At 67.5% G+C, this 25,937-nt stretch carries 25 protein-coding genes and 1 pseudogene; 16 read left to right on the top strand and 10 right to left on the bottom strand.

Annotation, left to right across the window (positions count from 1 at the left end; all coding sequences use genetic code 11):
- Positions 1-2 precede the first annotated feature (2 nt).
- The 10 genes from JYG37_RS12810 to JYG37_RS12765 all read left to right on the top strand — a co-directional run bounded on the left by JYG37_RS12810 (position 3) and on the right by JYG37_RS12765 (position 8,320).
- Entirely contained in the window at positions 3-893 is an 891-nt protein-coding gene (locus JYG37_RS12810; RefSeq protein WP_050012988.1) for an alpha/beta fold hydrolase, read from the top strand.
- 82 nt (positions 894-975) lie between these two features.
- Positions 976-1,806, top strand: coding sequence for a 3',5'-nucleoside bisphosphate phosphatase (locus JYG37_RS12805; protein WP_034178618.1), 831 nt, complete (start codon positions 976-978; stop codon positions 1,804-1,806).
- Between the two features lie 72 nt (positions 1,807-1,878).
- The gene (locus tag JYG37_RS12800; protein ID WP_050012987.1) at positions 1,879-2,511 is read left to right on the top strand and encodes an L-threonylcarbamoyladenylate synthase; all 633 of its coding nucleotides are present in this window, start codon (positions 1,879-1,881) and stop codon (positions 2,509-2,511) included.
- Positions 2,512-2,558: 47 nt separating this feature from the next.
- Positions 2,559-3,221 carry a site-2 protease family protein gene (locus JYG37_RS12795; RefSeq protein WP_011549479.1) on the top strand — a complete coding sequence of 221 codons (663 nt, stop codon included), beginning with the start codon at positions 2,559-2,561 and terminating at the stop codon, positions 3,219-3,221.
- 8 nt (positions 3,222-3,229) lie between these two features.
- The gene (locus tag JYG37_RS12790) at positions 3,230-4,432 is read left to right on the top strand and encodes a tryptophan--tRNA ligase (RefSeq protein ID WP_050012986.1); all 1,203 of its coding nucleotides are present in this window, start codon (positions 3,230-3,232) and stop codon (positions 4,430-4,432) included.
- Between the two features lie 8 nt (positions 4,433-4,440).
- Entirely contained in the window at positions 4,441-5,043 is a 603-nt protein-coding gene (locus JYG37_RS12785) for a class I SAM-dependent methyltransferase (RefSeq protein WP_050012985.1), read from the top strand.
- A gap of 46 nt (positions 5,044-5,089) precedes the next feature.
- A complete protein-coding gene (dapA, locus tag JYG37_RS12780) occupies positions 5,090-5,995 on the top strand; it encodes a 4-hydroxy-tetrahydrodipicolinate synthase (RefSeq protein WP_050012984.1) in 906 nt (301 codons plus the stop codon).
- Between the two features lie 111 nt (positions 5,996-6,106).
- Positions 6,107-7,252: an NlpB/DapX family lipoprotein gene (gene bamC / locus JYG37_RS12775; RefSeq protein ID WP_050012983.1), complete on the top strand. Its 1,146-nt coding sequence runs from the start codon at positions 6,107-6,109 to the stop codon at positions 7,250-7,252.
- Between the two features lie 4 nt (positions 7,253-7,256).
- Complete coding sequence (locus tag JYG37_RS12770) at positions 7,257-8,033, top strand: MBL fold metallo-hydrolase (RefSeq protein WP_050012982.1); 777 nt, start codon at positions 7,257-7,259, stop codon at positions 8,031-8,033.
- 122 nt (positions 8,034-8,155) lie between these two features.
- On the top strand, positions 8,156-8,320 hold the full coding sequence (locus tag JYG37_RS12765) for a hypothetical protein (protein ID WP_162838119.1): 165 nt from the start codon (positions 8,156-8,158) through the stop codon (positions 8,318-8,320).
- A 20-nt stretch (positions 8,321-8,340) separates the two neighbouring features.
- Here the strand turns inward: JYG37_RS12765 and JYG37_RS35065 are convergent.
- Both JYG37_RS35065 and JYG37_RS12760 read right to left on the bottom strand, forming a co-directional pair.
- Positions 8,341-8,587: pseudogene (locus JYG37_RS35065) on the bottom strand (hypothetical protein).
- 56 nt (positions 8,588-8,643) lie between these two features.
- Positions 8,644-9,864 carry a cupin domain-containing protein gene (locus JYG37_RS12760; protein ID WP_050012981.1) on the bottom strand — a complete coding sequence of 407 codons (1,221 nt, stop codon included), beginning with the start codon at positions 9,862-9,864 and terminating at the stop codon, positions 8,644-8,646.
- A 32-nt stretch (positions 9,865-9,896) separates the two neighbouring features.
- Between JYG37_RS12760 and JYG37_RS12755 the strand changes: the two genes are divergently transcribed.
- Positions 9,897-10,439, top strand: a complete 543-nt coding sequence (locus JYG37_RS12755; protein ID WP_011694320.1) for an FKBP-type peptidyl-prolyl cis-trans isomerase — start codon at positions 9,897-9,899, stop codon at positions 10,437-10,439.
- On the opposite strand, the gene JYG37_RS12750 is transcribed toward JYG37_RS12755, so the two are convergent.
- From JYG37_RS12750 to JYG37_RS12735, 4 genes are all read right to left on the bottom strand, one after another.
- Complete coding sequence (locus JYG37_RS12750) at positions 10,419-11,690, bottom strand: hypothetical protein (protein ID WP_089488586.1); 1,272 nt, start codon at positions 11,688-11,690, stop codon at positions 10,419-10,421. The genes JYG37_RS12755 and JYG37_RS12750 overlap by 21 nt on opposite strands.
- Positions 11,671-14,328 (bottom strand): DNA mismatch repair protein MutS, encoded by a 2,658-nt coding sequence (gene mutS / locus JYG37_RS12745; protein WP_124680005.1) that lies wholly within the window; start codon positions 14,326-14,328, stop codon positions 11,671-11,673. Before mutS ends, JYG37_RS12750 begins: the two co-directional genes overlap by 20 nt.
- Positions 14,329-14,608: 280 nt before the next feature.
- Positions 14,609-16,231, bottom strand: a complete 1,623-nt coding sequence (locus JYG37_RS12740) for an NAD(P)/FAD-dependent oxidoreductase (RefSeq protein WP_124631414.1) — start codon at positions 16,229-16,231, stop codon at positions 14,609-14,611.
- Positions 16,232-16,535: 304 nt separating this feature from the next.
- Positions 16,536-17,339: an inositol monophosphatase family protein gene (locus JYG37_RS12735; RefSeq protein ID WP_050012977.1), complete on the bottom strand. Its 804-nt coding sequence runs from the start codon at positions 17,337-17,339 to the stop codon at positions 16,536-16,538.
- Between the two features lie 280 nt (positions 17,340-17,619).
- Here JYG37_RS12735 and JYG37_RS12730 point away from each other — a divergent pair, with 280 nt between their 5' ends.
- A complete protein-coding gene (locus JYG37_RS12730) occupies positions 17,620-18,444 on the top strand; it encodes an RNA methyltransferase (RefSeq protein WP_050012976.1) in 825 nt (274 codons plus the stop codon).
- A 304-nt stretch (positions 18,445-18,748) separates the two neighbouring features.
- Entirely contained in the window at positions 18,749-19,522 is a 774-nt protein-coding gene (cysE, locus tag JYG37_RS12725) for a serine O-acetyltransferase (RefSeq protein WP_027784824.1), read from the top strand.
- 52 nt (positions 19,523-19,574) lie between these two features.
- Here the strand turns inward: cysE and JYG37_RS12720 are convergent, their stop codons facing one another.
- The 4 genes from JYG37_RS12720 to JYG37_RS12705 all read right to left on the bottom strand — a co-directional run bounded on the left by JYG37_RS12720 (position 19,575) and on the right by JYG37_RS12705 (position 22,320).
- Positions 19,575-20,375, bottom strand: a complete 801-nt coding sequence (locus JYG37_RS12720) for a UDP-2,3-diacylglucosamine diphosphatase (RefSeq protein WP_050012974.1) — start codon at positions 20,373-20,375, stop codon at positions 19,575-19,577.
- A 27-nt stretch (positions 20,376-20,402) separates the two neighbouring features.
- Positions 20,403-20,894, bottom strand: coding sequence for a peptidylprolyl isomerase (locus JYG37_RS12715; protein WP_006478428.1), 492 nt, complete (start codon positions 20,892-20,894; stop codon positions 20,403-20,405).
- Between the two features lie 88 nt (positions 20,895-20,982).
- Positions 20,983-21,558 carry a peptidylprolyl isomerase gene (locus JYG37_RS12710; RefSeq protein WP_006478429.1) on the bottom strand — a complete coding sequence of 192 codons (576 nt, stop codon included), beginning with the start codon at positions 21,556-21,558 and terminating at the stop codon, positions 20,983-20,985.
- A gap of 39 nt (positions 21,559-21,597) precedes the next feature.
- On the bottom strand, positions 21,598-22,320 hold the full coding sequence (locus tag JYG37_RS12705; RefSeq protein ID WP_060733325.1) for a tetratricopeptide repeat protein: 723 nt from the start codon (positions 22,318-22,320) through the stop codon (positions 21,598-21,600).
- A 234-nt stretch (positions 22,321-22,554) separates the two neighbouring features.
- Between JYG37_RS12705 and cysS the strand changes: the two genes are divergently transcribed.
- The 3 genes from cysS (at position 22,555) to JYG37_RS12690 (ending at position 25,898) form a co-directional block, all read left to right on the top strand.
- Positions 22,555-23,952, top strand: coding sequence for a cysteine--tRNA ligase (cysS, locus tag JYG37_RS12700; RefSeq protein ID WP_124651481.1), 1,398 nt, complete (start codon positions 22,555-22,557; stop codon positions 23,950-23,952).
- A 43-nt stretch (positions 23,953-23,995) separates the two neighbouring features.
- A complete protein-coding gene (locus JYG37_RS12695) occupies positions 23,996-24,823 on the top strand; it encodes a DNA-3-methyladenine glycosylase family protein (RefSeq protein WP_124556731.1) in 828 nt (275 codons plus the stop codon).
- Between the two features lie 103 nt (positions 24,824-24,926).
- Positions 24,927-25,898, top strand: coding sequence for an acetyl-CoA carboxylase carboxyltransferase subunit alpha (locus JYG37_RS12690; RefSeq protein ID WP_006478433.1), 972 nt, complete (start codon positions 24,927-24,929; stop codon positions 25,896-25,898).
- Positions 25,899-25,937 lie beyond the last annotated feature (39 nt).

Here is a 25,937-nt window from a genome sequence, read left to right as displayed (position 1 = left end):
CAATGACTGCCTCGAGTTCTGTTTCCGATTTCGTCACGGTGCGCGGCGTCCAGCTGCATGTGCGGCGCTGGGGCCGGCCCGATGCGCCGACGCTGTTCATGCTGCACGGCTGGATGGACGTCGCGGCGTCGTTCCAGTTCGTCGTCGATGCGCTCGCGGGCGACTGGCGGGTGATCGCGCCCGATGCGCGCGGCTTCGGGCTGTCCGACTGGCCGGTCGCGCGGCAGGGCGGCGGCCACTATTGGTTCCACGAATACCTGGCTGATCTCGATGCGCTCGTCGACCGCTATGCGCCGACCGGCGAGGTGAATCTGGTCGGACACAGCATGGGCGCGAACGTCGTGTGCCTGTATGCCGGCGCGCGGCCGGAGCGCGTGCGGCGGGTGGTCGATCTCGAAGGGTTCGGGCTCGCGCCGGCCCGCGCCGAACAGGCGCCGCGCCGGCTGCGCGGCTGGCTCGACGAGTTGCGCCAGCCGCCCGCGCTGCGGCCGTACGCATCCCTCGACGACGTGGCGGCGCGCCTGATCAAGACCAATCCGCGGCTCGACCCGCGCCGCGCCGCGTTTCTCGCCGCGCACTGGTCGAAACGCGGCGACGACGGCCTCTACCACCTGTTGGCCGACCCGGCGCACAAGATGCCCGGCCCGCTGCTGTACCGGCTCGACGAAGTGATGGCGACCTGGAAACAGGTGCGCGCGAAGGTGCTGCACGTCGAGGCCGTCAATTCGCCGACGCTCGCTTACATCGCCGGCGACATCCCGCTGCCCGAATTCAAGGCGCGTTTCAACGCATTCCCGGACTGGCGCGAGAAGCTCATCGAGGATGCCGGGCACATGGTGCACCACGACCAGCCCGAGCAGATCGCGGCGCTGATCGAGGCGTTCTGCGCATAGGCGCGTGGCGCGGGCGGCACGGCGGCCGGGCGGCGCAATTGCGGCGTTGCAGTAGAATGAGGCCTTACCTGCGATGCCGATAATGAACGCCGATCTCCACTGCCATTCCAATGTTTCCGACGGGTTGCTGTCGCCTGCCGACGTCGCGCGCCGCGCGCATGCGGGCGGCGTGACCCTGTGGGCGCTGACCGATCACGACGAGATCGGCGGCCAGGCGGCGGCGCGCAGCGAGGCGGAAGCGCTCGGCATGCGCTACCTGAGCGGCGTCGAGATTTCGGTCACGTGGGCATCGCGCACCGTGCACATCGTCGGTCTGCACATCGATCCCGCCCATCCGGCGCTGGTCGACGGCCTGTACCGCACGCGCCACGGCCGCGCGGCGCGCGCGCTGGCGATCGCCGAGCAACTCGCGACGCTCGGCATTCCCGGCGCGTACGAAGGCGCGCTGAAATACGTGTCGAATCCCGACCTGATCTCGCGCACGCACTTCGCGCGCTTTCTCGTCGAAAACGGCCACGCCGAATCGACGTCGGACGTGTTCGATCGCCTGCTCGGCGACGGCAAGCCCGGCTTCGTCCCGCATCGCTGGGCGTCGCTGTCCGACGCGGTCGGCTGGATCCGCGCGGCGGGCGGCGAAGCGGTGGTCGCGCATCCGGGCCGCTATCGCTATACGCCGGTCGAATTCGACGCGTTCTTCGGCGAGTTCATCGATCTCGGCGGCCGCGCGATCGAGGTCATCACGGGTAGCCACACGCCCGACCAGTACCGCGAATACGCGGACGTTGCACGCCGCTTCGGCTTCGAAGTGTCGCGCGGCTCGGATTTCCATGCGCCGGGCGAGGGCCGCATCGAGCTCGGCAGCTTGCCGCCGTTGCCGCCCGACCTGACACCGGTCTGGGAGCGCTGGCTCTGACGCCGGGCGGCTTCGGGCGGCCCGCGTTGCCGCCGATGCGTGCATCCGACTTCTCCCTCTTTACGTGTCCCCATGTCCCAGTTCTTCAGGATTCATCCGGATAATCCGCAGCCGCGCCTGATCAAGCAGGCGGTGGAGATCGTCAACAAGGGCGGCGTGATCGCGATGCCGACCGATTCGAGCTATGCGCTCGCGTGCCATCTCGACGACAAGGATGCGGTCGAGCGCGTGCGCCGGATTCGCGGCCTCGACGAGAAGCAGCACCTGTCGCTGCTCGTGCGCGACCTGTCGGAGCTCGCCAACTTCGCGATGGTCGACAACCGCCAGTACCGGCAGATCAAGTCGGTGACGCCGGGCCCGTACGTGTTCATCCTGCAGGCGACGAAGGAAGTGCCGCGCCGGCTGTCGCACCCGTCGCGCAAGACGATCGGGCTGCGCGTGCCCGATCATGCGATCACGCTCGCGCTGCTGGAGTCGCTCGGCCAGCCGCTGCTCGGCACGACGCTGATCCTGCCGCCGGACGACGAACCGCTGAACGATCCGGAGGAAATCCGCACGCGCCTCGAGAAACAGGTCGACCTCGTGATCGACGGCGGCGCGTGCCCGCGCGAACCGTCGACGGTGATCGACCTGACCGGCGACGCGCCCGAACTCATCCGCGCGGGGCGCGGCGCGCTCGAACCGTTCGGCCTCTCGGCCGCATGAGCGCGCCGTTCATTTTTGCGCGAGTGCGCTTGTTACAATAACGCGATATGGATGCTTCCCTGATACAGACCATCGCCGTCTACGCGTTGCCCGTGATCTTCGCGATCACGCTGCACGAGGCCGCGCATGGCTACGCTGCACGCCTGCTCGGCGACAACACCGCGTACGCGATGGGGCGCGTGTCGTTCAATCCGATGCGCCACATCGACCCGCTCGGCACGATTGCCATTCCGCTCGCGATGTACTTCCTGACCGGCGGCGCGTTCCTGTTCGGCTATGCGAAGCCGGTGCCGGTATCGTTCGGCAACCTGCGCAATCCGCGCTGGGGCAGCCTGTGGGTCGCGCTCGCGGGCCCGGCCTGCAACTTCGTGCAGGCGCTCGTCTGGGGCCTGCTGACGCTCGTGCTGCCGGCCGTCGGCGTCGACGAGCCGTTCTTCACGCGGATGGCGTTCGCCGGCGTCAGCGCGAACCTCGTGCTCGGCGTGCTGAACCTGTTTCCGCTGCCGCCGCTCGACGGCGGCCGCATCCTGGCGGCGCTGCTGCCGACCAGGCAATCGATCGCGCTGTCGCGCATCGAGCCGTACGGTTTCATCATCGTCCTCGTGCTCGTCACGACGGGCGTGCTGACGAACTTCTGGCTGCGTCCGCTCGTCAATGTCGGCTACGCCGTCCTGAGCGCCATCCTGTCCCCCTTCGCCTCGCTTTTCTAACGACAATCATGTTCCCAGAACGTATTTTCTCCGGCATGCGACCCACCGGGTCGCTGCACCTCGGTCATTACCACGGCGTGCTGAAAAACTGGGTGAAGCTGCAGTCCGAGTACCCGTGCTTCTTCTGCGTCGTCGACTGGCATGCGCTGACGACGCACTACGAGACGCCCGAGGTCATCGAGAAGAACGTGTGGGACGTGCTGATCGACTGGCTCGCGTCCGGCATCGATCCCGCGCAGGCGACACTGTTCATCCAGAGCAAGGTGCCCGAGCATGCGGAACTCGCGCTGCTGCTCGGCATGAGCACGCCGCTCGGCTGGCTCGAACGCGTGCCCACCTACAAGGAGCAGATGGAGAAGCTGAAGGACAAGGATCTGTCCACCTACGGCTTCCTCGGCTACCCGGTGCTGATGGCGGCCGACATCCTGCTGTATCGCGGCTCGCTCGTGCCGGTCGGCGAGGACCAGGTGCCGCACGTCGAGATGACGCGCGAGATCGCGCGCCGCTTCAACTACCTGTACGGCCGCGAGCCCGGTTTCGAGGAGAAGGCGCTCGACGCCGCGAAGAAGCTCGGCGGCAAGCGCGCGAAGCTCTATCACGAGCTGCGCAACGCGTATCAGCAGGAAGGCGACGACGAGGCGCTCGAACAGGCGCGCGCGATGCTGCAGGAATCGCAAAGCCTGTCGATGAGCGACCGCGAGCGCCTGTTCGGCTATCTCGAAGGCGCGCGCAAGATCATCCTGGTCGAGCCGCAGGCGCTGCTGACCGAAGCGTCGCGGATGCCGGGCCTCGACGGGCAGAAGATGTCCAAGTCGTACGGCAACACGATCGGCCTGCGTGAAGACGCCGACACGATCACGAAGAAGGTCCGCACGATGCCGACCGATCCGGCCCGCGTGCGCCGCACCGATCCGGGCGATCCCGACAAGTGCCCGGTGTGGCAGCTTCACCAGGTCTACACGGACGAAGCGACGCACGAGTGGGTGCAGAAGGGCTGCCGTTCGGCGGGTATCGGCTGCCTCGACTGCAAGCAGCCGGTCGTCGAAGGCATCCTGCGCGAACAGCAGCCGATGCTCGAGCGCGCGCAGAAGTACATGGACGATCCGTCGCTGCTGCGTGCGATCGTCGCGGACGGTTGCGACAAGGCGCGCAAGTACGCGACGGAAACGATGCGCGACGTGCGCGACGCAATGGGCCTGTCGTACAACTGATCCGGCGCATGAGCGAATCCGTCATCGCCGCTGCGGGCGGCCACGTCGGCCAGGCCGAGCCGTCGCGCTGGGTCGCGCAATGGGCGCGGCTCGTGCCGGCCGGCGGCGCGGTGCTCGACGTCGCCGCGGGCGGCGGCCGCCATGCGCGCGGGTTCGCGTCGCGCGGGCATCCGGTCGTCGCGCTCGATCGCGATCCGGCCGCGCTGGCCGCATTGCGCGCGATTCCGGGTGTCGATGCCCGAGCGGCCGATCTCGAGGGCGCGCCGTGGCCGCTGCCGGCCGGCGAGCAGTACGCGGCCGTGATCGTCACGAACTACCTGCATCGTCCGCTCTGGCCCCATCTGCTCGATGCGGTGGCGCCGGGCGGCGTGCTGATCTACGAAACCTTCGCGCAAGGAAACGAAACGGTCGGAAAACCGTCCAACCCCGCGTTCCTGCTCGCCCCGGGCGAGTTGCTGGACGCCGTGCACGGCCGCCTGCGGGTGGTCGCGTACGAGGACGGTTTCATCGCCGCGCCGCGCGAGGCATTCGTCCAGCGTCTTAGCGCAGTGCGCGAGGGCGCGACCCCGAAGGCGGGGGCGGGAATTCCACGTTACGAACTGCCCGGCTAATCCGCTACAATCTCAATGTTTACCGGTACATACTCAATCGCGTTTCATGGCTAACGGCACCCAAGACGGCATTCAAATCCGCGGCAGCATCCCCGCGATCGTCACCCCGATGCTCGAAGACGGCAGTCTCGATCTGCCGGCGTTTCGCAAACTGGTCGACTGGCACATCGCGGAAGGCACCGATGCGCTGGTCGTCGTCGGTACGAGCGGCGAGTCGGCAACGCTCAGCGTCGAAGAGCACATCCTGATGATCCGCACGGCGGTCGAGCATGCGGCGAAACGCATCCCGATCATCGCGGGCGCCGGCGGCAATTCGACCGCCGAGGCGATCGAGCTGACGAAGCACGCGAAGGCCGTCGGCGCGGACGCGACGCTGCAGGTCGTGCCGTACTACAACAAGCCGACGCAGGAAGGCATGTACCGCCACTTCCGGACGATCGCCGAAGCGGTCGACCTGCCGGTGATCCTGTACAACGTGCCGGGCCGCACGGTCGCGGACATGGCGCACGAGACGACGCTGCGCCTCGCGCAGGTGCCGGGCATCATCGGCGTGAAGGAAGCGACCGGCAACATCGATCGCGCCGCGCACCTGATCAAGGCCGCGCCGAAGCATTTCGCGATCTACAGCGGCGACGATCCGACCGCGATCGCGCTGATGCTGCTCGGCGGCCACGGCAACATCTCGGTGACCGCGAACGTCGCGCCGCGCGCGATGAGCGAGCTGTGCCGCGCGGCGCTGGCCGGCGACGTCGCAACGGCGCGCGAACTGCACATGAAGCTGCTGTCGCTGCACAAGAATCTGTTCATCGAAGCGAACCCGATCCCGGTGAAGTGGGCGCTGCAGGCGATGGGCAAGATGCAGGGCGGGATCCGGCTGCCGCTCACGGCGCTCGACGAGCGCTGCCACGATGCCGTGCGTTCGGCCCTCGTCGAGGCCGGCGTTCTCGCCTGATGCCGACGCGGCCGCGTCCTGCGGCCGCCGGCTCGACCCCTGATCAACCCGCACCGGCCGGCTCCGTCCGGCGCCGCTCCTGACGAGCGTTCTAGCAAGACGAAGGATTTCATGAAACGTTTCGCCATTTCCTCTCGCGCCATCCAGTTGTCGGTGGTGGCGCTGGCGCTGGGCGCGCTCGCTGGCTGCGATACGCTGAACGACTACCTGGCCCCCGACCGGGTCAACTACAAGAACACCGGCTCGGCGCCGCCGCTCGCGGTGCCGAGCGACCTGAAGCCGGTGCAGACGACGCAGCAGTTCGTCGCGCCACCGACCAACGCAGGACTCGGCACGCTGCCGCCGCGGGCCACGACGCAAGCGGGCAACGCGACCGACGGCATCCCGAGCGCGCAGGATCCGCTCGGCATGCACATCGAGCGCGACGGCGATCGCCGCTGGCTCGTCGTCGACGGCCGCACGCCCGAGCAGCTGTGGCCGATCCTGAAGGAGTTCTGGCAGGAGAACGGCTTCTCGCTGAAGACCGATGCGCCGTCGACGGGCATCATGGCCACCGACTGGGCCGAGAACCGCGCGAACATTCCGGACGACTGGTTCCGCCGCACGATCGGCCGGGTCATCGATTTCGCGTACTCGTCGGGCACGCGCGACCGCTTCCGCACGCTCGTGAACCGGACGTCGGACGGCAACACCGACATCTCGATCACGCATAGCGCGATGGAAGAAATGATGGTCGGCCCGCAGGGCGGCACGTCGTCGCGCTGGGAGGAGCGTCCGCGCAACCCGGTGCTCGAAGCCGTGTTCCTGTCGAAGCTGATGCAGAAGTTCGGCCTGACCGACGCGCAGGCGAAGCAGTTGCTGACCGATGCGCGCCCGGCGACGGCGCCGGCGCAGGTCAGCGACACGAGCGGCGGCGCGGCGACGCTGCAACTGGCCGAGTCGTTCGATCGCGCGTGGCTGCGCGTGGGCCTGGCGCTCGACCGGACCAACTTCACGGTCGACAATCGCGACCGCGAGAAGGGCGTCTATACCGTGCGCTATGCGAATTCGATGGAAGAGCTCAAGCGTGACGGCCTGTTCGGCAAGCTGTTCTACGGCGGCCCGTCGGCAGCCAAGCCCGGCAAGGAATACCTGATCAACGTGCGCGCGGCAGGCGCCAGCGGCACGCAGGTGGCGGTGATCGGCGCGAACGGCCAAGTCGACAACTCGTCGGACGCGCAGCGGATCATTTCGCTGCTGCACGCGCAGCTGAACTGAGCGCGTGCGATTCGCCAGCCTCGGAAGCGGCAGCGAAGGCAACGCGCTGGTCGTCGAGGCCTCGAGCGGCACGACGACCACCCGCGTGCTGCTCGACTGCGGCTTTTCCGCCAAGGAGGTCGAGCGCCGGCTCGGCCGACTGAATCTCTGCATCGCCGATCTCGATGCGATCCTCATTACCCACGAACACAGCGACCACGTCGGCAGTGCGCTGACGCTCGCGCGCCGCGCGTCGCTGCCGCTCTACATGAGCTGGGGCACCGCGCGCGCGGTGGGCGCGGACGAGGCCGATGTCGATCTCCACGTGCTGTGGGGCGACGAGACGGCCGCGATACGCGATCTGGCCGTGATGCCCTATACGGTCCCGCACGATGCGCGGGAACCGCTCCAGTTCGTGTTCATGGACGGAAACCGCCGGCTCGGCGTGCTGACGGACGTCGGGATGGCTACGCCGCACATCACGGCCGTCCTGAGCGGCTGTGACGCGCTGGTGCTTGAATCCAACCACGATACCGCGATGCTGGCCGCGAGCCGCTATCCGCAGTCGCTGAAGGCGCGGATCGGCGGCAACCACGGCCACCTGAGCAACGACGCGGCGGCCGACATCCTCGCGTCGCTCGAACGCAGCCGTCTCCAGCATCTGGTCGCGGCCCATCTGAGCCAGCAGAACAACCTGCCGGAACTGGCCCGCCAGGCGTTTGGCGGCGTACTCGGGACGGACGGGGAGGACGTGGTCGTGGCCTCGCAGGACGCGGGCTTCGACTGGCTGATGCTCGGATGAGCGGGGCAGGGCCGCTGCGGCGGCCCGAAGCGGCTGCCGGGCGCTCGATTCGAAGGCGGCAGACGTAAAAAAACCGGCCCTCGGGCCGGTTTTTTTTCAGCTGATGCTGAAGGCTTACTGGCTTGCGCCCGAAGCCGGAGCAGCCGTCGCTGCCGAAGCAGCCGACGCCACTGCAGCAGCAGCGTCGCTCGCAGCAGCCGAAGCCGACGAAGCAGCAGCCGAAGCGTCGCTCGCAGCACCAGCAACTGCCGAAGCAGCCGACGAAGCAGCAGCCGATGCGTCGCTAGCAGCCGACGAAGCAGCTTGATCAGCGCTCTTGTTGCAAGCAGCCAGTGCAACAGCAGCCAACAGGGAAGCTACGAGGAGGGATTTCTTCATGATCACGTCCTTTTATGGTTAAAGGTAAGCAACAGCGCGAAACAATACCGGTAATGTGCTCCAACACCGACCTGGGCCGCTGGTGGAGATGCACTTCTTAGAGCGTGAATCTTCCCTACGGCTTGGGCGGAAATTATATGCACTTTCCTATCGACCGTCGACAAATGCGGGGTCAATACGTTGTCTTTCCCATACAGAATTTGATCTGCATGGGCATACGGGGCGACTCACACTAATTCCGGCTTCCGACCCGTATCCAGCCCGCACGATACCACTCGTGCAACAAGGCTGTCATCGAGGGACCCCGGGATAGTGTTACAAACCGTTTCGCCTCCATCTGGCGTTGATTGGCCAGTTCGGGCAGCCATTCCTCGGCTTGCTCGAGCGGACCTTCCTCGCCATTAATGAAGTACGAGCGCGCGTTATACATCAATGCGGCCCTTCTGTCGAGACGCACGCCACGGCGTGATGCCTGCGTAACGAACGCGGCCTCGGACAGCGGACGCTCGGGCGGGTCGAAAACGACGTTCGATTTGGGCTCGCTCAGGTAGCAGCCGAGGAATTCGGCGACGTCGCGCTTGCGCCAGCGGATCGCGTCGACGATCTCGGCGACACGGTCGACCATCGCCGGCGGCAACTGCGCGGGCGCGTCGACGGCCGGCTGCTTCGGATCGCGGTAGAGGTCGTCGCCGCCCGCGTCGCGCAGGCCGCCGCGCTCCGCGAGGTAATACAGGAACTGGGCGCCCAGCTCGCCGGCGGACGGGGCCCGAAAGCCGATCGAGCAGGTCATGCACTCGCCTTCGGCGACGCCGTCGTGCGCGATGTGCGGCGGCAGGTACAGCATATCGCCGGGTTCCAGCACCCATTCGTCGCTCGGCTCGAAGTTCTCGAGGATCTTCAGCGGCACGTCCGGCTGCAGCGACAGGTCCTTCTGCGCGCCGACCCGCCAGCGGCGCCGGCCTTCGACCTGCAGCAGGAAGACGTCGTACGAATCGAAGTGCGGGCCGACGCCGCCGCCGTCCGTCGCATACGAGATCATCAGGTCGTCCAGCCGCGCGTCGGGGATGAAGCGGAAGCGGTCGAGCAGCGCACGGGCCGCGTCGACGTGCAGGTCGAGCCCCTGCACGAGCAAGGTCCAGGATTTGCGCGTGACGGCAGGCAGCGAGTCGGGCTCGAACGGACCGTGCGACAGTTGCCACTTGTTACGAAAATGGGTGATCAATCGCGATTCGGCGTCATAGTCGGCGGCGAGTTCGAACAATGCATCGCGCGTGACCGGCGACGCGACGCCGGGGATCGCCTGGCGGATCAGCAGCGGCTTCTTTTGCCAGTAGCCGCGCATGAATTGCGCCGGCGTCAGGCCGCCGAGCAGCGGCGTGGGAAGATCGGAAGGCGGCGCGCCGAGCGGGGCGGCAGCGGCATCCCGCGGTTCGGCTTGAGACCGGTTGCGCATCGTATAATGAGTTTTGTATTTGGGAGAATTGGATGAAAATCGCAAAAAACACCGTCGTGTCGGTCACCTACAAGCTGTCGGACGCACAGGGCAATCTGATCGAGGAAAGCGACGAGCCGATGGTCTATCTGCACGGCGGCTATGATGGCACGTTCCCCAAGATCGAGGAACAGCTCGACGGCCACGAGGCGGGCTACCAGGCGCAGATCCAGCTCGAGCCGGAAGATGCGTTCGGCGACTACGATCCCGAACTCGTGAAGATCGAGCCGCGCGACCGTTTTCCCGAGCCGCTCGAAGTGGGCATGCAGTTCGAAGGCACGCCGGAAGACGGTGACGAGGAAGCCGACTCGCTGATCTATACGGTCACCGATATCGCCGAAGACAAGGTCGTGCTCGACGGCAATCACCCGCTGGCGGGCATGGCGCTGCGTTTCGCGCTGACCGTGAAGGACGTTCGCGAAGCCACCGAAGACGAAATCGAGCACGAGCACGCGCATGGCGCGGAAGGGCTCGAGATCGTCGACGAGGATGACGACGAAGACGGCGAAGCGCCGTCAGGGCGTACGCTGCACTGAGCTTGCCGGCAGGCCCGGCGCCGGCCCCGATGCGGGGGATGGTGCCGGCCACGACGCGCCGCCCGGTGCGGCGCCGTCGCCCTGCAGCGGCGGCGCGACCGACGACGCGTCGGGCAGCGCCGGCAGCGCGGGAATTTCCGGCATCTGCGGCAGCGGCACGTCGTCGCGCGGCGCGAGCGGCAGCGTGGGCGGCACCGGCAGGTTCTTCGGCACCTCCTGCAGGCTCACGTTGAAGATCGTCTGCCGCGCCGGCGAGACGCTGACCTTCACCCACTGATTCGCCGGATGGCGCGGTCCGATCGCGACGCGCGTCACGTTTCCTACCAGCTCACCGTCGTCGCCATGCAGCGGACGGTCGATCAGAAAGCCGTTCGCCAGCGGTTCGCCGCTCGCGTGCATCACCAGGATCGGGCCGCGGAACGTCGCCGCCGCCTTCACCAGCGTTCGTTTCAGCTCACGGAAGCCGTCGCGCACGCGCGGCCGGTTGAAACGCAGCCACGCGAAGCGCTCCGAGCGTTCATAGCGTTCGAACTGCGGATCGCCTTCGAAAATCACGACCATCGCGCGTGCTTCGCGCCGCTTCGCATATTCGGCCGCGTGGTCGATCCAGAAGCCGTTCGCGACGATGCGATCCTCGAATTCGCCGTTGCGCCCGCCCGCCGTCAAATAATGGTTGTTCGGCGCCGGCGCATTGAGTGCGACGTAGACGATGTCGTCGCGCATCCAGCGTGCGTTTTCGCGATACGGCCGGAACCGTGCGACTTCGCTTTCCCGCGTAATCTGCAGCGCGCCGGGATCGGGCAGCGCCGCGTCGGCGAGCAGCGTCTGCCGCAGGAAATCGAGCCGCTCGACCGGGTCGTAGCCGCCGCCGGCCGCGGTGCTGCACGCGATCCAGTCGTCGTGGCCGGGAATGAACACGAGCGGCACGCGCGCCGAATCCAGGATCGCGCCGCGCTGCGCATACAGCGTGTCGCGGCATGCTTCCTTCGAGCCTTTGAGATCGCCTGCGTAGACGACGAACGCGAGGTTGCGCTCGCGTGCGATCGCATCGAGCAGCCGCTGTGCGGCCGGTTCGTCCGCCGGGACGTTGATGACGCCCGACACGACCGCGAACGAGTAGGGCGCCGCGCTGCGCTTGGGCGGCGCGGCCAGCGCAGCGGCCTGCGCCAGCGCAAGGACCGCCGCGACCAGCGCGGCGGCGGCGCGGGCCGGCAGGCCGCGCGCAACGCGCTTACGCGTGCCCGTCGGCATCGTGCGACCGGACCAGCGTACGCAGTTCGTACAGCAGGTCGAGCGCCTCGCGCGGCTTGAGATCGTCGGGATCGATGTCGCGCAGTTTTTCGAGCGCCGGATGCGGCGTGTCGGGCAGCGCCGGCGCGTCCGCGCATTCGAGATCGTCTACGGCCGCCGGCGGCGCGCTGAAAAGATCGAGTTGCGGCGTGTGCTGGGATGCCGACTGCTGTTCGAGATACGCGAGGTGCTTGCGCGCGGCGCGGATCACCGGCGCCGGCACGCCCGCGAGCTGCGCGACCTGTAGGCCGTAGCTCTGGTTCGCCGGGCCTTCGTTGACCGCGTGCAGGAACACGATCCCGTGGCCGTGCTCGACGGCCGACAGGTGGACGTTGGCCGCTTGCGGGAATTCGGCCGGCAGTTGCGTCAGTTCGAAGTAGTGCGTCGCGAACAGCGTGTAGCACGCGTTGTGCGCGAGCAGGTGGCGCGCGATGGCCCACGCGAGCGCGAGGCCGTCGAAGGTCGACGTGCCGCGGCCGATCTCGTCCATCAGCACGAGGCTTTGCGGCGTCGCGTCGTTGAGGATCGCCGCGGCTTCGGTCATCTCGACCATGAAGGTCGAGCGGCCGCCCGCGAGATCGTCGGCCGCGCCGATGCGCGTGAAGATCCGGTCGATCGGGCCGAAGCACGCCGACTTCGCCGGCACGTAGCTGCCGACGTACGCCATCAGCGCAATCAGCGCGGTCTGTCGCATGAACGTCGACTTACCGCCCATGTTCGGGCCGGTGATCAGCAGCAGCTTGCGCTCGCCGCCGAACCGGCAGTCGTTCGCGATGAACTGCTCGACCTGCGCTTCGACGACCGGATGGCGACCCTGCTCGATTTCGATGCCGATCTCGTCGGTGAAGGTCGGCGCGACCCAGTCGAGCGCGCGTGCGCGTTCGGCGAAGGCTGCCAGCAGGTCGAGCTCGGCGAGGGCCGACGCGACGCGCTGGCATTCGGGGATGAACGGCAGCAGCGCCTGCAGCACCGAGTCGTACAGCGCGCGCTCGCGCGCCAATGCGCGTTCCTGCGCGGACAGCGCCTTGTCCTCGAAGGTCTTCAGTTCCGGCGTGATGTAGCGCTCGGCGTTCTTCAGCGTCTGGCGGCGGCGGTAATCGTCGGGCACCTTGTCGGTCTGGCCGCGCGTGACCTCGATGTAGAACCCGTGCACCTTGTTGTATTCGACGCGCAGGTTCGCGATGCCGGTGCGCGCGCGCTCGCGCGCTTCGAGATCGATCAGGAACTGCCCGCAGTTCTCCGAAATGTCTCGCAACTCGTCGAGCTCGGCATCGTAGCCGCGCGCGATCACGCCGCCGTCGCGCACCATCGCAGCCGGCTCGGTGGCGATCGCGCTCGTCAGCAGGTCGAGGCATTCGGCGGGCGGCGCGAGCGCCGCGTCGACGCGCGCGAGCGCATCCGCGTTCGCGACGATCGCGCCGATGCGCTCGCGCAGCGCCGGCAGCGCGGCGAACGTGTCGCGCAGGCTCGACAGGTCGCGCGGGCGAGCGGACAGCAGCGCGAGCCGCCCGGTGATCCGTTCGACGTCGGCGATCTGGCGCAGCGCGCTGCGCAGCGCATCGAGGCTTGCGTTGGCCGGCGCATCGAGCAGCGCGCCGATCGCCTGCTGGCGCGACTGCGCGGCGACCGACGCGCGCGGCGGGTGATGCAGCCAGTGACGCAGCAGGCGGCTGCCCATCGTCGTGCAGCAGGTGTCGAGCAGCGAATACAGCGTGGGCGACTCGGTGCCGCGCAGCGTCTCGGTCAGTTCGAGATTGCGGCGCGTGGCCGGATCGAGCCCGATGTATTCGGTTTCGTTCTCGACCTTCAGGCTGCGCACGTGCCGCAGTTGCTGGCCTTGCGTGGCTGCTGCGTAGAGCAGCAGCGCGCCGGCCGCACCGCACGCGCTCGTCAGCGAATGCGCGCCGAAACCGTCGAGACTCGCGACGTCGAGCTGGTCGCACAGACGCTGCGTGCCCGAGGCGATGTCGAAGTGCCAGGCCGGCATGCGCTTGCTTGCGCCTGCGCCGGCGGGAAGGGCGTCGGTCGCGCCGTCCGGCGTCAGGATTTCGGCCGGCCGGATGCGCTCGAGCGCGGCGGCGAGCTGTTCGGGCTCGATCTCGGCGAGCCGCAACGCACCGCTCGCGAGGTTCAGCCACGCGAGGCCGATATTGACCGCGACGCCGCGCTTGTTGTGGCCGGTGCACATCGCGAGCAGGTAGACGTCGTTCTTGTCGGACAGCAGCGCGGCATCGGTCAGCGTGCCGGGCGTGACGACGCGCACGACCTTGCGCTCGACCGGGCCCTTCGACGTGGCTGGATCGCCGATCTGCTCGCAGATCGCGACCGATTCGCCCATCTTCACGAGCTTCGCCAGATACTGCTCGACCGCGTGATGCGGGACGCCGGCCATCTTGATCGGCGTGCCGGCCGACGCACCGCGCTGCGTGAGGGTCAGGTCGAGCAGGCGTGCCGCTTTTTCCGCATCCTCGAAGAACAGCTCGTAGAAGTCGCCCATCCGGTAGAAGACGAGCGTGTCCGGATGATCGGCCTTGATGCGCAGGTACTGCTGCATCATCGGGGTGTGGCCTGCGAAGGCTTCGGGCGACAGCGTGGTCATAGGTCAGGCATGAAGTTGTTGCTTGGGTTGCCCGAGTTTACCAGTGGCTTCGACGCGAACGTGCGAAGTTGGCCGTTTGGGCGATTGCCGGCGGCGCCGTGCAGCGGCAACCGACCTCGAGCGCTGGCTCACGATCGTCGGCCATCAGGCGCCGACGAAAGGGCGCATGGCCGGCAGCCGCGCGCGCTTTCACCATTCCCGATCGAAAGCGTTGCCACGCGCGGGGCAGGGCGGCGGCGCCCGGCTTGCGAGCCTGCGCGCGCCGACCCCGTACCGCCGATCAGGACGCGTGCGCCGACGTCAGGCTGAGCGCCACCGCCTGCGCGACTTCGATGCCGTCGATCGCGGCCGAATAGATGCCGCCCGCATACCCGGCGCCTTCGCCGGCCGGATACAGGCCTTCGACGTTCATGCTCTGGTAGTCGTCCTTGCGTCGAATCCGGATCGGCGACGACGTGCGCGTCTCCACGCCGGTGAGCACGGCGTCGTGCATCGCGAAGCCGGCGATCTTCTTGTCGATCTCCGGCAGCGCTTCGCGGATCGCTTCGATCACGTAGTCGGGCAGCGCGGTGCCGAGATCGGTCGGCGTCACGCCGGGCTTGTACGAAGGCTCCACGGCGCCCAGCGACGTCGACGGCCGGCCCGCGATGAAATCGCCGACCAACTGGCCCGGCGCGCGGTAATCGCCGCCGCCGAGTTCGAACGCGCGTTCTTCCCATTTGCGCTGGAACGCGATGCCCGCGAGCGGGCCGCCCGGATAGTCGTCCGGCGTGATGCCGACGACGATGCCCGCGTTCGCATTGCGCTCGGCGCGCGAATACTGGCTCATCCCGTTGGTGACCACGCGGCCCGGCTCCGAGGTCGCGGCGACCACCGTGCCGCCCGGGCACATGCAGAAGCTGTAGACCGCGCGCCCGTTGCTTGCGTGGTGGACCACCTTGTAGTCGGCCGCGCCGAGTTGCTTGTGGCCCGCGAACTTGCCGAAGCGGCTGCGATCGATCAACCCCTGCGGATGCTCGATACGGAAACCCAGCGAGAACGGCTTGGCTTCGATGTAGACGCCGCGGTCGTGCAGCATCTGGAACGTGTCGCGCGCGCTGTGGCCCACGGCCAGCACCACGCGGTCGCACCGCAGCGTTTCCCCGTTGGACAGCTTGAGCGCGCGCACCTTGCCCTGGTCGATTTCGATGTCGTCGACGCGGGTTTCGAAACGCACTTCGCCGCCGAGCTCGTGGATCGACGCGCGCATTTTTTCCACCATGCTGACGAGGCGGAACGTGCCGATGTGCGGGCGGCTCAGATACAGGATGTCCTCCGGTGCGCCGGCCTTGACGAATTCGTCCAGCACCTTGCGGCCATAGTGGTTCGGATCCTTGATCTGGCTGTACAGCTTGCCGTCGGAAAACGTCCCCGCGCCGCCTTCGCCGAACTGCACGTTGGATTCGGGATTGAGCACGCTCTTGCGCCACAGGCCGAAGGTGTCCTTGGTGCGCTCGCGCACGGCCTTGCCGCGTTCGAGGATGATCGGACGGAACCCCATCTGCGCGAGGATCAGCCCCGCGAACAGCCCGCACGGCCCCATGCCGATGACGACCGGGCGCAGGAAATCGGCGTGTTCGGGCGCCTTCGTGACGAAGTGGTACGCCATGTCGGGCGTCACGCCGCAATGCGGCTTGCCGGCGATGCGCTCGAGCGCGGCCGCTTCGTCATTGACTTCGATATCGACGATATACGTGAGCTTGATGTCGGCGCGCTTGCGCGCGTCGTGCGCGCGGCGGAACACGGTGTAACGGAGCAGCCCGTCTGGCGCCACGCCAAGCTCCGCGAGGCGCGCGCGAATCGCGGCCTCGAGCGCGCTCTCGGGGTGGTCGAGGGGGAGTTTAATTTCGCTTAGCCGTAACATGATGACTCGGATGCGATTGCCACGGCGCCGTGGCGATGTTGATACAGGCGGGGCCGGCACGCCTACGGCGTGCTTCGCCGCGCGGGCATGCCGGACGCAAACCCTATGCTGTCGTTGCGGGACAAGCGGTGCGAGCGGCAGTACGCCGGCTCGAACGCGCAACTCGAGCAACTTCAGGATAGGCGCACGAAGCGGCCCGCGTACACGGAAGATTGTCCCGCGTGTCGGGCGATCGGCGCGCCATCACGACGATGTCGCGCGAGCGGCTTGCGCGAAAGCCGCGCCACGCGGGCGCGGCCCGGGCTTACTCCGCTGCCGGATGCATGCGGCTGTAGCGGTTCAGGATCGGAATCATCTGCGCGTAGATCTTCGGGTTCGCGGCGACGATTTCATGGCGATGCAGGAAATCGGCGTCGCCCGTGTAGTTGCCGACGAGGCCGCCGGCCTCGGTGATCAGCAGGCTGCCCGCGGCCATGTCCCACACGTTGATGCCTTGCTCGAAGAACGCGTCGAGGCGGCCGGCCGCGACGTTCGCGAGGTCGAGCGCCGCCGCGCCCGGGCGGCGCAGGCCCGTGCAGGCCTGCGTCATTTCGGTGAAGAGGCGCGCGTACGCGTCGAGGCCGTCCTTCTCGCGGAACGGGAAGCCCGTGCCGACCAGCGCGTCCGACAGGCGGTCGCGGCGGCCGACGCGGATGCGGCGGTCGTTCAGGTACGCGCCGCGGCCGCGGGTGGCCGTGAACAGGTCGTTCTTGTTCGGATCGTAGACGACGGCCTGCGTGACGACGCCCTTGTGCTCGAGCGCGATCGATACGCAGTAGTACGGGAAGCCGTGGATGAAGTTGGTCGTGCCGTCGAGCGGATCGATGATCCACTTGAATTCGGATTCGTTCTCCGATTCGCCCGATTCCTCCGCGAGGATCGCGTGGTCGGGGTAGGCGGTCTTCAGCGTCTCGATGATCGCGTCTTCGGCGGCCTTGTCCACTTCGGTGACGAAGTCGTTCTGCTGCTTCTTGCGGATCTCGATCAGGTCGAGATCGAGGGACGCGCGATTGATGATCTGTCCGGCGCGGCGCGCAGCCTTGACAGCAATGTTGAGCATGGGATGCATGAGCCTGGATCCTGTAGCCGGCGGCACGGGCCGCCACGAAGTGGGACAACCGCCCGGAACGGCGCAAGCGTGCCGGGGCGAGGTGAGACGCGAATTGACAAAGAGCGGGGTACGACCCGCGCTGCGCCGAGCGCAACGCGTAAGGGCATGATTTTACCCGATTTTCGGCGGTTTCAGGCGACCGGCATGCGGGGAAACCCCACTGGCCGTCCGGACGAGTGGGTTTGCGCGGGCGATGGCGATACCATACGGCCATTCTGATGAACCGAGTCGTATCGTAGTGGAAACCCCGCAGAACACCGCCGCGCCGTCCGAGTCGGGCGCGGCCTCGTCCGCGCCGCCGTCCGGCGGCTTCACGTCCACCCGCTTCGTGCTCGTCGAGCCGAGCCATCCCGGCAACGTCGGGGCGGCGGCCCGCGCGCTGAAGACGATGGGCTTCTCGCGTCTCGTGCTGGTCGCGCCGCGCGTGCCGCACGTGCAGAGCGACCCCGAGGCGATCGCGATGGCCAGCGGCGCGGACGACGTCCTCGCGTCCGCGCACGTCGTGCCGACGCTCGGCGAAGCGCTGTCCGGCGTGCACTGGTCGATCGCGCTGACCGCGCGCACGCGCGAATACGGACCGCCGCGCCTCGCGCCGCGCGCGGCCGCCGCGCAGGCGAGCGCGCAGGTCGGCGTGGGCGACATCGCGCTCGTGTTCGGCAACGAGCGCACCGGTCTCGCGAACGAGCATGTCGACCAGTGCAGCGCGCTCGCGCATATTCCGGCCAACCCGGCCTACAGTTCGCTGAATCTTGCGCAGGCCGTGCAGGTGCTCGCGTACGAGTTGCGCGTCGCGTTTCTCGAACAGGCGAGCGAGCCGTCGGCGCAGCCGCCGGCCGAAGCCGGCACGCTCGCGCAGAGCGACGAGATCGAGCGCATGTACGTGCACCTCGAGAACGCGTTGATCGCGCTCGACTTCCTCGATCCGCGCAATCCGAAGAAGCTGATGCCGCGGCTGCGGCGCCTGTTCGCGCGCACGGGCCTCGAGCGCGAGGAGGTCAACATCTTGCGCGGCGTCGCGAAGCACATCCTGCTGAAGTCGGGCAAGCCGGACGGCGACGCGTAGGCGGCCGGCGCTCCGATTGGCGGGCGGGGCGGGAGTCCGCTGGATGCGGCGTGCGGCCGGGCAGGCCGTGCGTCGGCCTGCCGGAGACGTCGAACCGGCTGTTTCTCCCGACCGATCGCCTCCGGAAACCCCGCCGCAACAAGCGTCCCGGCCGAATACCCGCGCCGACGGCGGGGTGAACGCGCGACCGCGTGCGGCCGGGCGCGACTGGCCCTACAATCGCCGGACGTCATAAGCAAATGACCCGGCGCGATAACGGCCGGCATTGCCGGCGATGCGCGCCGGCCTTTTCCCAGATCACATCATGTTCACGAGACTGCGCGAAGACGTTGCAACGATTCGCGAGCGGGATCCCGCCGCTCGCAGTGCGTGGGAAGTGCTGACCTGTTATCCGGGGCTGCATGCGCTCGTGCTGCACCGTTTCGCGCACGCCTGCTGGCGCGCGAAACGCTACTGGCTCGCGCGGTTCGCGTCGCAGGCTGGCCGGTTCCTGACGGGGATCGAGATCCATCCCGGCGCGACGATCGGCCGGCGCGTGTTCATCGATCACGGCATGGGCGTCGTGATCGGCGAGACGGCGATCATCGGCGACGACTGCACGATCTATCAGGGCGTGACGCTGGGCGGCACGTCGCTCACGCGCGGCGCGAAGCGTCACCCGACGCTGGAAGCCGGCGTGATCGTCGGCGCCGGCGCGAAGGTGCTCGGCGGTTTCACGGTCGGCGCGGGCGCGAAGATCGGCTCGAACGCGGTGGTCGTCAAGCCGGTGCCGGCGGGCGGCACCGCGGTCGGCAATCCGGCGCGCATCGTGATGCCGGCGCAGCCGAAGCCGCAGCCCGAGCGCGCGGCGTTCTGCGCGTACGGGATCACGCCGAACGCGGACGATCCGATGTCGCTCGCGATTCACGGGTTGATCGATCACGCGGCGAAGGAAAGCCGCCGCGTCGACGAAATCGTCGCGGCGCTCGAGCGGCTCGGCACGCATCTGGAAACGCTGCAGGGCGCCGACGCGGCGCGCCTCGACCTGCGCAGGCTGTCGGCGGTGCTGGAAGGCAAGACGGTCGAACGCCAGATGTGACGAACGTGACGCGCACTGATCGCTGCTGGTCGGTGCGACGGCAGCGGCGGCGTCAGTCGAGCGGCATCGCGTGGATGCCTTCCGAGTCGACGCGCAGATAGCCGCCGCGCGGCATGCCGTGATCGAGATCCCAGTCGGGCAGCACCCAGCGGATCCCGCCCGGTTCCGCGTGGCGCGCGGGGCGGTGCGTGTGGCCGTGAATGATCACGCTCGCGCGGCTTTTCCGGAACAGCGCGGCCACGCCTTCCCGCGTGACGTCGTAGGCGGCCGAAGCAGGGCGCATCCGGCCCGCTTCGCTGGTCGAGCGCATGCGCTGCGCGAGCGCGCGGCGCCAGCGGAACGGCCACGCGAGAAACAGCCATTGCGCGACGCGGTTGCGCGCGAAGCGGCGGAACACCTGGTAGCCGCGGTCGGCCGTGCACTGCGCGTCGCCGTGCGCGAGCACGATGCGCTGGCCGAATGCCATGATCAGCGAAGGGTCGGGCAACAGCATTGCGCCGGCCGCCTTCATGAAGCGCCGGCCGAGCAGGAAATCGCGGTTGCCGTGCATCACGTAGAGCGCGATCCCGCGCTCCGAGAACGTGTGCATCAGCGCGGCCATGCGCGCGGCGAACGGATCGTCGTCGAGGATGTCGTCGCCGATCCAGTATTCGAACAGGTCGCCGAGGATGAACACCGAGTCGGCGCTGTCGGCGGTGTATTTCACGAAATGCTCGAACGCGGCGACCGTCTTCGGAATCGCCTCGCTCAGGTGCAGATCGGACAGAAACAGGAACGGGCGTGCGGCTTGCGCGTATTCGCGCTCGCCCGGCACGCCCGCGGAGACGCTTCGCGGCGGACTCTCCTGCAACATCGAAGTGCCTCCGTAACGGCTGGTGCGTCAGACCACCACGGCCTTTTCGATCACGACGTCGTCGGTCGGCACGTCCTGATGGAAGCCGGCGTTGCCCGTCTTGACGCCCTTGATCTTGTCGACCACGTCCTGGCCTTCGACGACCTTGCCGAACACAGCGTAGCCCCAGCCCTGCGGCGTCGGCGACGAGTGGTTCAGGAAGTCGTTGTCGTTCACGTTGATGAAGAACTGGGCGGTCGCCGAGTGCGGATCGTTCGTGCGCGCCATCGCGACCGTGTAGTTGTCGTTCTTCAGGCCGTTGTTCGCTTCGTTGTCGATCGGCGCGTCGGTCGGCTTCTGCTTCAGGCCCGGCTCGAAGCCGCCGCCCTGGATCATGAAGCCGTTGATCACGCGATGGAACACGGTGCCGTCGTAATGGCCCTTCTTCACGTAGTTCAGGAAGTTCTCGACCGTCTTCGGTGCCTTCGCGGCGTCGAGTTCGAGCTTGATCACGCCGTGGTTCGTATGCAGTTCAACCATGATGAATTCCTTCGGTGAGGCGGTTTAAATGGCACGCGGCCGGTCGTGCGACGCGGCCGCGTGTGGCGCCGGACGTGCCGGCAGGTGCTTACTTGGAGACGATGCTCGCCGATTCGATCACGACCGGTTGCGCCGGCACGTCCTGCATCGGCCCGCGCGAGGTCGTCGCCACGCCTTCGATCTTCTTCACGACGTCGAGGCCCGACACGACCTTGCCGAACACCGCATAGCCGTTGCCGTCCGGGTTCGGGTAGTCGAGGCCGCCGTTGTCGACCGTGTTGATGAAGAACTGCGCGGTGGCCGAATTCGGATCGCTCGTGCGCGCCATCGCGATCGTGCCCGTCAGGTTCTTCAGACCATTGCGGCTTTCCAGCGGGATCGGCGCGCGGGTCGGCTTTTCCTCGAAGTTGGTCTTGTAGCCGCCGCCCTGGATCATGAAGCCTTTGATCACGCGATGGAAGATCGTGCCGTTGTACTGGCCGGCCTTCACGTAATCGAGGAAGTTGGCGACCGACTTCGGCGCCTTCTCCGGGTAGAGCTCGACGCGGATGTCGCCCTGCGAGGTCTTCAGCTGCACGACGGGGTGCGCGGTGGCCGTTTGCGCGAACGCGGGCGCGGTCGCGAGAAGGGCGGCGCCGCCAAGCGCCAGCAACAGACGTTTCATTGCGATCCTCAGGTTGGGAGGGAAGGAGGGCCGCGCCGATTATTTCGACGGCGCGACGTACGGTGCCGCCAGTGCGCCCGACGGACCGCTGAACTGGAACGTCGGCGACATCGGCAGCGTGGTGGTGCTCACGTTCGCGGCGGCGCGGTCGGTGTAGTCGCGCGTGGCCGGCGTCGTCGTGCGGGCGTTTGGCGCGGCTTTCGACGGCGACACGATTTTCTGCAGATCGGCGAGGCGCTGCGCGGTCGCGCCGCTCGTGCGGCCGAGCGATTGCGCGCGCTTGTACGATTCGGCCGCGAGGCGCAGGTACAGATCGCCGAGGTTCTCGTACGCGAGCGAGTAGCTCGGGTTCGATTGCGTCGCGGTGACGAGCGCGGTGCGCGCTTCGTCATAGCGGCCGTGCTTCGCGTAGAGCGCCGCGAGATTGTTGTACGGCTCGGGCAGTTCGGGGTACGCCTGCGTGATCGCGACGAACTGCTGGATCGCGTCGTCGTCGCGGTTCAGGCGGGCCAGCACGGTGCCGCGCTTGAACTGCGCCTGCACGTCGCGCGGGTTCGACGCGATGCGCGCGTCGAGCTGCGCGAGCGCCTGCTTCCACTGCTTGCCGGCGATCGATGCGTCGACTTCCGGGGTGCCGTCGGCGACCGCCGGGGCCTTTTGCGCATGCGCCGCGGGCGCTGCGAAAAGCGTCAGCGCGACGCCCATGACGGTGGTCGCAACGAGGGTCGCAGCGCTCGGCGCGCGGCCGCGATGAGGTTTCATAGGCGTAAATCGGAATGTTATACTCCGACCCATTCTAACAAAACGTCTGCGCGTTCCGGCGAGCGGCAGACAGTCTTTCTTAGCCTCTCGTGGCCGTCACCGCTGTGCTTGCAGCCTGACCGCCCCATGTGATATCGAGGACGCGCGGCCTGGCGCCGCGGCAGATGGTCCGTCCGTTTCACATGCTGGGCGAGCTTCGCCAGGGCGGTTTCCTTCGGCTCACGGTTCATCTCTATGGAATCACTGCGCATCTACAACACGCTCGCGCGTGACAAGCAAGTTTTCGTGCCGCGCCAGCCCGGCGAAGTGCGGATGTACGTATGCGGGATCACCGTCTACGACTATTGTCACGTGGGCCATGCGCGCATGCTGGTCGTGTTCGACCTCGTCCAGCGCTGGCTGCGTGCGATCGGCTATCGGGTCACGTACGTGCGCAACATCACCGACATCGAGGACAAGATCATCCGCCGCGCGGTCGAGAACGGCGAGACGATCAAGTCGCTGACCGACCGCTTCATCGGCGCGATGCACGAGGATGAAGCCGCGCTCGGCATCCAGCGGCCCGACATCGAGCCGCGCGCGACGCAGTTTATCCCGCAGATGCTCGGCATGATCGAGACGCTCGAGGCGAACGGCTACGCGTACCAGGCGACCGACGGCGACGTCAATTACTCGGTGCGCAAGTTCGCGAACTACGGGAAGCTGTCGGGCAAGTCGCTGGACGATCTCCGCGCGGGCGAACGCGTCGCCGCGAACGACGCGAAGCAGGATCCGCTCGACTTCGTGCTGTGGAAGCGCGCGAAGGCGGACGAGCCGGACGGCGCGTCGTGGGCGTCGAAGTACGGGATGGGGCGTCCGGGCTGGCACATCGAGTGCTCGGCGATGGGCTGCTCGCTGCTCGGCAATCATTTCGACATCCACGGCGGCGGGCAGGATCTGCAATTCCCGCACCACGAGAACGAGATCGCGCAGAGCGAAGGCGCGACCGGCGAGACGTTCGTCAATTACTGGATGCACAACGGCTTCGTGCAGGTCGACAACGAGAAGATGTCGAAATCGCTCGGCAACTTCTTCACGATCCGCGAGGTGCTCGAGCGTTACGACGCGGAAGTCATGCGCTTCTTCATCGTGCGCACGCACTACCGTTCGCCGCTCAATTACAGCGACGTGCATCTCGACGATGCACGCGCGTCGCTCACGCGTCTGTACACCGCGCTGAAGGATGTCGAGCCCGACACGCTCCCGCTCGACTGGAACGAGCCGCACGCACAGCGTTTCGCGGCCGCGATGAACGACGATTTCAACACGCCGGTCGCGGTGGCGACGCTGTTCGAGCTGGCGGGCGAAGTCAACCGCACGCGCGATGCGTCGCTCGCGCGGCAACTGAAACAGCTGGCGGGCCTGCTCGGCCTGCTGGGCCGCGAACCGCGCGCGTTCCTGCAGCAGGCGTCCGGCGCCGCGCAGGCGGGCGGGCTCGCGGCCGACGAGATCGAAGCGAAGATCGCCGCGCGCGTCGCGGCGAAGCAAGCGAAGGACTATGCCGAAGCGGACCGGATCCGGGCGGAATTGCTCGAAGCCGGTATCGCACTTGAAGACAAACCGGGCGGATCGACCGAATGGCGTCGCGTATGAGCGCGGTGCGTTCCACTGACCGATCCGTCAGGTAGGAGGCAAGATGGCAACGGCCAGAAAAGCGCCGGTCAGGCGCGCGACTCCGGTCGCCGCGCGTCCGGCAGCCAAGCGCGTCCCGGCGACGAAGGCGGACGCGACACGCGCCGTGCCGAACGGCGCGCTGAACGGTCATGCGCAGCCGGCCGCCGCGCTGCCGGCCGCCGACGCGGCCCGCAAGACCCGTGCGTCCGAAGCGGACGGCGAGGAGGTCGTCGTGCGCCCCGCCTATTGGGACAAGGCGTGCGCGGACCTCGTCAAGCGCGACCGGATCCTGAAGAAACTGATTCCGAAGTTCGGTCCCGCGCATCTCGTGAAGCGCGGCGACCCGTTCGTCACGCTCGCGCGCTCGGTCGTCGGCCAGCAGATTTCGGTGCCGTCCGCCCAGTCGCTGTGGGCGTGCATCGAGGACGCCTGTCCGAAGCTCGCGCCGCAACCGGTGATCCGGCTCGGCGCGGACAAGCTGATCGCGTGCGGGTTGTCCAAGCGCAAGACGGAATACATCCTCGATCTCGCGCAGCATTTCGTGTCGGGGGCGCTGCACGTCGACAAATGGATGTCGATGGACGACGAGGACGTGATCGCGGAACTCACGCAGATCCGCGGCATCAGCCGCTGGACGGCCGAGATGTTCCTGATCTTCAACCTGTCGCGGCCGGACGTGCTGCCGCTCGACGACCCGGGCCTGATCCGCGCGATCAGCGTCAATTACTTCAGCGGAGAACCCGTCACGCGCAGCGAGGCGCGCGAGGTTGCGGCCAACTGGGAGCCGTGGCGCACCGTCGCGACCTGGTACATGTGGCGCAGCCTCGATGCGCCCGACGCCGACGCCTGAGCGCCGGCTATCGGGTTTTAAACATCAATAGTTGAGAGCCGGTTTTGAGCATCGCCCGCGCGGGTAGAATACGCGCTGCCGCAAGACCCAAGGATTCGAACACATGAAGACCACATTTCTGGATTTCGAACAGCCGATCGCCGAACTCGAGGCCAAGATCGAAGAGCTGCGGTTCGTGCAGGACGACTCGGCTGTCGATATTTCGGAAGAAATCGAGCGGCTGTCGAAGAAAAGCCAGCAACTGACGAAAGACCTCTACGCGAACCTGTCGCCGTGGCAGGTTTCGCAGATCGCGCGGCATCCGCAGCGGCCGTACACGCTCGATTACGTCGCGGAACTGTTTACCGATTTTCACGAGCTGCATGGCGATCGCGCGTTCGCGGACGACCTGTCGATCGTCGGCGGTCTCGCGCGCTTCGGCGGCCATCCGTGCATGGTGATCGGTCACCAGAAGGGTCGCGACACGAAGGAGCGCGCCGCGCGCAACTTCGGGATGCCGCGTCCGGAAGGCTATCGCAAGGCCGAACGCCTGATGCGTCTGGCCGAGAAGTTCGGACTGCCGATCTTCACGTTCGTCGACACGCCGGGCGCGTACCCGGGCATCGGCGCGGAAGAGCGCGGCCAGTCGGAGGCGATCGGCCGCAACCTGTACGTGATGGCCGAGCTGAAGACGCCGATCATCACGACGGTGATCGGCGAGGGCGGTTCGGGCGGCGCGCTCGCGATCGCCGTGGCCGATACCGTGATGATGCTGCAGTTCTCGACCTACTCGGTGATCTCGCCGGAAGGCTGCGCGTCGATCCTGTGGAAGAGCGCCGCGAAGGCGCCGGAAGCCGCGGAAGCGCTGGGCCTGACCGCGCACCGCCTGAAGGCGCTCGGCCTGATCGACAAGATCATCAACGAGCCGCTCGGCGGCGCGCATCGCGATCCGAAGGGCATGGCCGCGCTGCTGCGCCGTGCGCTGGCCGATTCGCTGCGCCAGTTCCAGGGCATGAGCATCGATGCGCTGCGCGAGCGCCGCTTCGAGCGCCTGATGGCCTACGGCAAGTTCAAGGAAACCACACCGGGCGCATGACCGGCCGTGTATTCAATGCGCGCGCCGCTGCGCGCGCGT

This window comes from Burkholderia sp. LAS2 (assembly GCF_018417615.1).
GTDB classification, from domain to species: Bacteria; Pseudomonadota; Gammaproteobacteria; order Burkholderiales; family Burkholderiaceae; genus Burkholderia; species Burkholderia sola.
Note: the sequence above shows the minus strand (reverse complement) of the source record. Positions and strands in the feature narration are given on the sequence as shown.

Bases quoted from the DNA above. Each gene is read 5' to 3' on its own strand.
- JYG37_RS12810 (WP_050012988.1), top strand. From the start codon at position 3: ATGACTGCCTCGAGTTCTGTTTCCGATTTCGTCACGGTGCGCGGCGTC.
- JYG37_RS12805 (WP_034178618.1), top strand. From the start codon at position 976: ATGAACGCCGATCTCCACTGCCATTCCAATGTTTCCGACGGGTTGCTG.
- JYG37_RS12800 (WP_050012987.1), top strand. From the start codon at position 1,879: ATGTCCCAGTTCTTCAGGATTCATCCGGATAATCCGCAGCCGCGCCTG.
- JYG37_RS12795 (WP_011549479.1), top strand. From the start codon at position 2,559: ATGGATGCTTCCCTGATACAGACCATCGCCGTCTACGCGTTGCCCGTG.
- JYG37_RS12790 (WP_050012986.1), top strand. From the start codon at position 3,230: ATGTTCCCAGAACGTATTTTCTCCGGCATGCGACCCACCGGGTCGCTG.
- JYG37_RS12785 (WP_050012985.1), top strand. From the start codon at position 4,441: ATGAGCGAATCCGTCATCGCCGCTGCGGGCGGCCACGTCGGCCAGGCC.
- dapA (WP_050012984.1), top strand. From the start codon at position 5,090: ATGGCTAACGGCACCCAAGACGGCATTCAAATCCGCGGCAGCATCCCC.
- bamC (WP_050012983.1), top strand. From the start codon at position 6,107: ATGAAACGTTTCGCCATTTCCTCTCGCGCCATCCAGTTGTCGGTGGTG.
- JYG37_RS12760 (WP_050012981.1), bottom strand. From the start codon at position 9,864: ATGCGCAACCGGTCTCAAGCCGAACCGCGGGATGCCGCTGCCGCCCCG.
- JYG37_RS12755 (WP_011694320.1), top strand. From the start codon at position 9,897: ATGAAAATCGCAAAAAACACCGTCGTGTCGGTCACCTACAAGCTGTCG.
- JYG37_RS12750 (WP_089488586.1), bottom strand. From the start codon at position 11,690: ATGCCGACGGGCACGCGTAAGCGCGTTGCGCGCGGCCTGCCGGCCCGC.
- mutS (WP_124680005.1), bottom strand. From the start codon at position 14,328: ATGACCACGCTGTCGCCCGAAGCCTTCGCAGGCCACACCCCGATGATG.
- JYG37_RS12740 (WP_124631414.1), bottom strand. From the start codon at position 16,231: ATGTTACGGCTAAGCGAAATTAAACTCCCCCTCGACCACCCCGAGAGC.
- JYG37_RS12735 (WP_050012977.1), bottom strand. From the start codon at position 17,339: ATGCATCCCATGCTCAACATTGCTGTCAAGGCTGCGCGCCGCGCCGGA.
- cysE (WP_027784824.1), top strand. From the start codon at position 18,749: ATGTTCACGAGACTGCGCGAAGACGTTGCAACGATTCGCGAGCGGGAT.
- JYG37_RS12720 (WP_050012974.1), bottom strand. From the start codon at position 20,375: ATGTTGCAGGAGAGTCCGCCGCGAAGCGTCTCCGCGGGCGTGCCGGGC.
- JYG37_RS12715 (WP_006478428.1), bottom strand. From the start codon at position 20,894: ATGGTTGAACTGCATACGAACCACGGCGTGATCAAGCTCGAACTCGAC.
- JYG37_RS12710 (WP_006478429.1), bottom strand. From the start codon at position 21,558: ATGAAACGTCTGTTGCTGGCGCTTGGCGGCGCCGCCCTTCTCGCGACC.
- JYG37_RS12705 (WP_060733325.1), bottom strand. From the start codon at position 22,320: ATGAAACCTCATCGCGGCCGCGCGCCGAGCGCTGCGACCCTCGTTGCG.
- cysS (WP_124651481.1), top strand. From the start codon at position 22,555: ATGGAATCACTGCGCATCTACAACACGCTCGCGCGTGACAAGCAAGTT.
- JYG37_RS12695 (WP_124556731.1), top strand. From the start codon at position 23,996: ATGGCAACGGCCAGAAAAGCGCCGGTCAGGCGCGCGACTCCGGTCGCC.
- JYG37_RS12690 (WP_006478433.1), top strand. From the start codon at position 24,927: ATGAAGACCACATTTCTGGATTTCGAACAGCCGATCGCCGAACTCGAG.